This is a genomic window from Priestia endophytica, from assembly GCF_026790145.1.
In the GTDB taxonomy this organism is placed as follows: domain Bacteria; phylum Bacillota; class Bacilli; order Bacillales; family Bacillaceae_H; genus Bacillus_I; species Bacillus_I endophytica_A.
In genome coordinates, this window is sequence record NZ_JALAMS010000023.1 from 1 (window position 1) to 5,861 (window position 5,861).

The 5,861-nt window shown below is 34.1% G+C and carries 5 protein-coding genes, 1 pseudogene and 1 other annotated feature; of the genes and pseudogenes, 5 read left to right on the top strand and 1 reads right to left on the bottom strand.

The annotated features are described in order from the left end of the window. From MOC86_RS18025 to trpS, 5 genes and pseudogenes are all read left to right on the top strand, one after another. The coding region (locus MOC86_RS18025) for a ParM/StbA family protein (protein WP_268585374.1) at window positions 1-937 on the top strand (937 nt) is incomplete at its 5' end. 4 nt (window positions 938-941) lie between these two features. Next, window positions 942-1,346 carry a hypothetical protein gene (locus MOC86_RS18030; protein WP_268585375.1) on the top strand — a complete coding sequence of 135 codons (405 nt, stop codon included), beginning with the start codon at window positions 942-944 and terminating at the stop codon, window positions 1,344-1,346. Window positions 1,347-1,494: 148 nt separating this feature from the next. After that, the gene (locus MOC86_RS18035) at window positions 1,495-1,953 is read left to right on the top strand and encodes a hypothetical protein (protein WP_268585376.1); all 459 of its coding nucleotides are present in this window, start codon (window positions 1,495-1,497) and stop codon (window positions 1,951-1,953) included. A gap of 811 nt (window positions 1,954-2,764) precedes the next feature. Further along, a pseudogene (locus MOC86_RS27520) lies at window positions 2,765-2,926 on the top strand (hypothetical protein); the annotation flags it as partial. Between the two features lie 78 nt (window positions 2,927-3,004). Further along, window positions 3,005-3,262 (top strand) — a binding site (T-box leader). Window positions 3,263-3,318: 56 nt separating this feature from the next. After that, entirely contained in the window at window positions 3,319-4,332 is a 1,014-nt protein-coding gene (trpS, locus tag MOC86_RS18045; RefSeq protein ID WP_268585378.1) for a tryptophan--tRNA ligase, read from the top strand. Between the two features lie 544 nt (window positions 4,333-4,876). On the opposite strand, the gene MOC86_RS18050 is transcribed toward trpS, so the two are convergent. Then, on the bottom strand, window positions 4,877-5,725 hold the full coding sequence (locus MOC86_RS18050) for an EamA family transporter (RefSeq protein ID WP_268585379.1): 849 nt from the start codon (window positions 5,723-5,725) through the stop codon (window positions 4,877-4,879). Window positions 5,726-5,861: the final 136 nt, after the last annotated feature.

Consider the following 5,861-nt stretch of genomic DNA (forward strand, 5'->3'; position numbering starts at 1 on the left):
CGTAAGCAATATGGATATTGCCGTTCATGAAAAACATAGTAGTGATTTACCTTTAATCAATACGTTAGGTTATGTAGCAGGAAGAGCTGTGCAAAAGCACTATGAAGAGGAAGGGGATCTTCCGCAAATGCTAAAAGCAGAAGTAGGCATGAGTAGTGCGATTCCGGCTAGCCAACACAATATTGAAACAGCGAAACAATTAGAAGACCGTTTTATGGGTACTTCTCATGTAGTCATTGTGTATGTTGGTCAAGAGCAAGTAACAGTGGAGCTCAACTTCTCCCAAGTTAAGGTGACGAAAGAAGGAATTCCAGCGCTATACGCGATTTTTGAAGCATCAGATGATATGTTTAAAGAGTTTTCTAAAGAGTATGGAATGAAGAAGGTCGATGGTTCTTACTTTATGAACTCGAAGATCATGCACATTGATATTGGAAGTGGAACAACAGAATACATCTACTCTGTAGGCGTGAACCCACAACCTGAACAATGTACAGGTGAACGACGTGGAGTCGGGCATGCGGTAGAAGAAGCGATCCAACTCATGAAAGAAGAACGAAAAGGCTTAAATATTAATCGTCAGCAATTTGCGAAGTACATTGAACGACCAGATGAGTACCCAAAAGATCATGATTTAGCTGTTCATTATTTACGTGAAGCCCGTATTAACCAAGTGGATTTCATTTTAGACGATGTAGAACGTAAATACACAACGACACTATCAAGTGAACCGGAATATCTAGCTTGCTATGGTGGAGGATCCATTGAATTTAAAGAGGATATGTACAAATTCTTAAAAGAATTTGCAGATTCTGTAGATGCGAAAGTCCTTTGGATCCCGGAACAATATGCCGTTGATATGAACGTGAAAGGATTAGATATCTTAAATCGCAACATGCTATTTACGGAAGAATACAAAGAAACTGTGGTGATGTAAGGATATGACGAGTGAAAAAAAGAGAAAAACACAGTACAACTGGAAGTTCAAAAGCAATGAAACCGATGAGTTTTATGAGTGGTTTGAAAATCAAGATAATATTGCGCTCTCTCTACGAAAAATGGTGTATCATATCATTGAATTGTATGGGACGGATAGTGTTTTAGACCATCATGTCGATAAAGAAATGAGTCGAGATATGTTCATTTTAGAGGCTCTTAGAGGAAAAGATGCTCTAACGGTGAAAGAGAGTATCCTTTCAGGAGGATCTCCAAGAAAAGATTCATCCAACCCAGAGAAACCGTCTCCTTCTGTACAAGAAGAACGTTCAGTAAATGAAGAATCAAATAAATCAGAAGCCAAAAGTAAAGTCAATTATCAAGAGGTTAACCCGAAATCGATTTTTTGATAATTTTTTGGGAATAGAGTATAGCCCTCACATCATGTGAGGGCTATTTTTTATAGAGAGATAAGATAAAAAGTTGAATACATAAAGTGGAGAGACGTTTCCTTTTAAGGCTCAGGAAAAAGCCAATTCGGAAGCCTTAGCGTTTGATTTGTATCAAAAACCGGTGCAAGAAGAAAGCGTAGATGTGGAGGGAAGTGAGGAAAAAACAGAGGAAGAAGAACTAGAAGATGAACTTGTTCAGACCATCTCTTCTGATCAAAACAAAACGTCTACGAGTTCCGAAAAGTCATCAAAAAATATGCAAGCTTATGGATTATTAGTAGTCGAAATTCAGCAAAAAGAAGTCAAAGAGAAAATGAAATCTTACGAAAAAGCGATTGGAGTTGAGGTGAAAAATCAGAGAGCTTTACGAAAAGAAATTGGCGAATTAAAAGCCGATATGGAGTATCAAATTGAGACGGAAAAAGCTGAAACGGAAGCTCAAGTTTCATTAAAAGAAGATGAAATTCGGATGAAAGAAGAGAGCATTAGTCTTTATAAAGATGAGAAGAAAATGTTGAAGGAAAAGCTCAAAAAGTTAAACGAAAAAGAGCAAGATTTAGCTTGAACTTGTGAAAACCTGGGGGGACGTTGAGGGGACTTCATGAAAAAAATGAGGGGACGTCGAGGGGACGTTTGGCGCTTTTCTTTGATATCACTGTTTTACTAGGCTTTGCCTAGTCTATCACCCTAGGTGATAGCAAAAACCCCTTATGCTCTTCTAACTTTTGAAATGTAGAGCACTGAATTTTGAGAGAGAATGAATGAAATGGATATGATCATACAAAATATAGATCCAACTTCTGTAAAAAAAAATATGAATTGGCAAAAGAAAAAGGGATTTGACGACAAGAATTTTTGAAAGGTCAGCTTGAAAAGCTGGCCTTTTTTCGAGAACAAACGACGCGAGAACGTCATCTAGAAAATCTTATTGATAAGAACATTGAAATGATTCGAAGGTGTTCTCAGTTTATGGAGAGGAATGCGGAGTCTTTAGAAAAATTGCACCATAGTATTGAGACTGTAGTGGGAGAAATCGAAGAGGTTTAAAGAAGGAAGGGGAATGGTCATAAGTACATCCATGTTGACATCAGGTGTAGTATTGAAAACAAAATGTATCACAGCCAATCAAAAAGCATTTCAAGATTATGTGGAGTATGTCGATCAAGAAGAGGATAAAAAGGAAAAGGGGAACAAGATTTTTCGCTCTATCAAGATTACATGCATAATCCTCAAAAGTCTTCTTCTTTGTTTACGGAAGGATCGAATGCTTTAAATGAAGTAGGGGAAAAATTAAAAACAAAGTTCCAAATGAGCGTATCATGTGGCAAGATGTCACCACATTTCATAATCCCGGACTTTAAGAAAATGGATTATATGATACGAAAACACAGACTGTTGATGAACAAAAGCTAATGGATGCTACACGAGAATCCATGCAAGAAATGTTGAGAAAAGAAGGGTTAAACAACGAGAACAGGAGATGGAACGCAATGGATAATTTGATTGTTGCTTTCACGATCTTTTTTCTTTTTAACTAACAGAGTGGATTAATTGAATAAGAAGTTGATTTGATTTGGAATATGTAGGAATATATAATATATACAATAAAATAATGACAATGTCCTATGATGAGGAGAAGTAATTAAATTTAGCTTCAATACAGAGAGTTAGGGTAGTTGAGAACCTAGCAAGAAGAAATTTAATGAATGGACCTCGAAGGAACAAGGGGAAATCTATAAAGAGAGTATCTAAGTGGTGGTCTGCACCTTATAGCAGATAGAGTATGTTAGTACTTGATAATGAGTGGTGTAATTATGTTTATTAAAATAATTACACAATTTAGGTGGCAACACGGAATAATCTCCGTCCTATTGATTTAGGGCGGAGTTTTTTATTTTTTCTAATATAAAATAGTAAGGAGAGAGAACATATGAAAAAAGAAACTTTGTTAACAGGAGATCGACCTACAGGGAAACTGCATATTGGGCACTATATAGGTTCCTTGAAAAATCGGGTTAAATTACAAGACCAATATAATAGTTTTATAATGATTGCAGATCAACAAGCATTAACTGATAATGCAAGAAACCCAGAAAAAATTAGAAATAACCTTATTGAAGTAGCTTTAGATTATTTATCAGTAGGTATCGATCCCTCTAAAGTAAATATCTTTATTCAGTCACAAATTCCAGAACTTAATGAATTAACAATGCATTACCTTAATATAGTTACACTTTCTAGACTTAAAAGGAATCCTACTGTCAAAAGTGAGATTAAGGAAAAGAATTTTGACGAAAGCTTGCCTACTGGATTTCTTATTTATCCAGTTAGCCAAGCAGCAGATATTACAGCTTTTAAAGCAACTATAGTCCCAGCTGGGGAAGATCAAGTACCTATGATTGAACAAGCCAGAGAAATTGTAAGAAGCTTTAATTCTATATACAAAAAAGAAGTACTAACCGAACCAAATGTATTACTTCCAGAGAAGGGTTTAGGGAGATTACCTGGTATTGATGGTAAAGCAAAAATGAGTAAATCATTAGGTAATGCAATATACCTATCGGACTCCCCAGACATTATAAAAAAGAAGGTTATGTCCATGTATACAGATCCAAATCATATTAGAGTAGAAGATCCTGGTGATGTGGAAAATAATACCGTATTTACCTACTTAGATGCATTTTGTTCAGATAAATTGCAATTAGAAGAAATGAAAGAACATTATAGAAGGGGTGGTTTAGGAGATGTAAAGGTGAAAAGATATTTGAATGATATACTTCAGGCAGAAATAGAACCAATTAGAAATAAAAGAAATTATTATGAAAAACATATGGATTTTGTGTTCGAAACATTGAAAAGAGGAAGTCTAAAAGCACGTTCAATAGCAGTAGAAACACTTTTAGAAGTAAGAGAAGCAATAGGAATTAATTATTTTAAATCATGAATAAATAAACTGGAGCAAAATCCCTTTATTGCATGAAATAACTTATAAAGGCAAATCAACTAAACATGTAAAGGAATCACTTCGATTAACAGGTACGTGAGTTGAAAAGAAAGGACATAACATATTTTATATGACTAAAATGTTATGTCCTTTAATTTATCGGCCTTTTTTCAATTAAGGTCTTGATAAATTTTGGCGCTGATCTAATCATAATGTCGCCATACAGAAGCGATTAATAAATAACAACTCACATGCATTTATGCATGTTCTAAGGCCCTTAAGGGTATTTTTTATTTCACAAAAAGGAGAGGATTATATGAGTTCTTACAATATCTATCAAACGCTATGCGATGTGGTGAAAAAGGCTTATCCAATCGAGGAGTATCCTAACAATGCTTTTACGAAGTTTTTTGTTGATAGCTCTCTTAAACGCTAATGTTAATTGTTTATTAAAGAAAAAGAGGAAATCAACCTTGTTCTTTAACATAGCTTTATCTTAAAGCTCCATTATCAAGTCAAGAATGAAATGATATAATAATAAATTTTAAAACAAAAGTAATATAGTTCCTATTGTAATAATCAAGCATCCGAATATTGTGTTTTTCGTGGGCTTTTCTTTTAAGATAATAACACTCAAAATCATCGTAATCACTACGCTGAATTTATCAATTGGTGCTACTATGGATACTTTCCCAACTGAAATAGCTGCAAAAAAGCATAACCATGACAAACCTGTTGCCATACCAGATAAGATTAGGAAAATATAACTTTTCCTAGATATTGTTTTCATTTGAGTATGTGTACGTTGAAAGAATACAATTCCCCAAGCAAAAATAATAATAACGATAGTACGGATAAAAGTAGCCATATTTGAATCTACATCTTCTATACCAATCTTCGCAAGAATCGCTGTTAATGCTGCAAAGACTGCTGATAGGAAAGCTAAGAATATGTATGAATTAGAATATGATGTATCAGAATTCTTTTTTATTCTTCCTATTAATACAAATGTTCCTATTGTAATAAGAGTACCTCCGATAACAACCATCGCTGTAACAGGCTCACCTAAAATAATAAATGAAAAAAGAATGGTCATAACAACACTAGATTTATCTATAGGAACTACTTTTGAAACATCTCCTATTTGAATAGCCTTAAAGTAGCAGAGCCATGATAAACCTGTTGTTATTCCGGATAATATAATATAGACGAGGGACTTCATATTAATCAGAAAAATGTTTTCTAATTGATTGGATACCAAAACCATTAAAAAAGCCATTATTAATACCACAATAGTTCTAATCGCCGTTGCTAAATTAGAATTTACATTTTTAATTCCTATCTTTGCAAGGATCCCCGTTAATGCAGCAAATATAGCTGCTAGTAGTGCCAATATAATACTCACTTCATCATCTCTTTATCTATTTATTTGTTCCTTTCTTAGTTTAACTCAATATTGATTAAAAATCACTCTAATTGATATTGATTATCATCTGTGAATCTAAATATATTTGGTTCTGGTGCAAAAA